Raw genomic sequence first — 1,047 nt, forward strand, 5'->3', positions numbered from 1 at the left:
CGGGTCAGGTTCTAGCGCTGGGGTTCCACCACCACCGGTTTTCTCATTAACGTCGGTGACGCTGACCGTGATGCTCTGCGTGTCGCTGCCGCCGTTGCCGTCACTGGCTTGAACCACGACCTCATAGCTGTTGTTGGTGTCGCTGTCGCTCGGGTTCTCGAAGTCCGGGGCAGTCTTGAAACTCAGCACACCGCTGTTGGCATCGATCTGGAACAAATCCTGGTCGGCGCCTCCGGTAATGCTGAAGGTGAGGGTGTCATTGTCGTCATCGGTGGCGGTGACGGTGGTGACCGCGGTGCTGTTTTCCGCCACGTTCACGGCAGCGGTGCCGCCGCCGAGGTTGCTGGTGATCAGCGGCGGTTGGTTAACAGTCGCGGTGATCCCATTGCCGGTCAGATCAGCGACATCAACCGCCGTATCGGCACCCAATGCCCAGTCTTCCGCAGCCGCCAGGTTGTAGGTGGTGTTGTCGCTTGACGCGGTGCCGTTCTGGTTGATCAAGGCATTAACGGCGGCTTTGTCGGTCTCCGACAGGGTCAGGCTGAAGCGGGTCGCGCTGCTGATCTCGACATCGGCCGTATCGATAAGGGTGTAGGTGCCGCCCGCTTCGCCGGTGATGGTGAAGCGGCTGGCATCGATATCGTTGTCCGCGCCGTCACGCTTGAGGAATCCGCTGCCGGTGACCTCGAGCACGCCGGTTCTGCCGTTGTAGGTGGCGCTGGCGATGGTGGGCGCGGCGACGTTGCTGACCGTGATGCCGTTGCCGGTCAGATCGGCCACAGTGACGCTGGCATCGACCCCGGCGGCCCAGTCTTCGGCGGCGGCCAGGTTGTAGGTCGTGCCGCCCGTTGAGCTGGCGCCGTCTTTGTTGAAGAGCTGGTTGACGGCGGCCTGGTCGGCCGCATTCAGGGTGACGCTGAACTGGGTGGCGTCGCTGATCTCAACGGCGCTGCTGGTCAGGGTGACGCTGTCGCCGCCCTCCCCCTCCAGGCTGAGCTTGCTGACGTCAATGTCGTTGTTGTCGCCGGGTTGGGCGACGAAATCCGT

The 1,047-nt window shown here is 63.3% G+C and carries 1 protein-coding gene; it reads right to left on the reverse strand.

Translation table 11 applies throughout. The features are described 5' to 3' along the window. On the reverse strand, positions 1-1,047 hold a 1,047-nt coding region (locus VBE63_RS30115; RefSeq protein WP_323686637.1), incomplete at both ends, for a cadherin repeat domain-containing protein.

The organism is Lamprobacter sp. (assembly GCF_034860625.1).
GTDB lineage: Bacteria > Pseudomonadota > Gammaproteobacteria > Chromatiales > Chromatiaceae > Lamprobacter.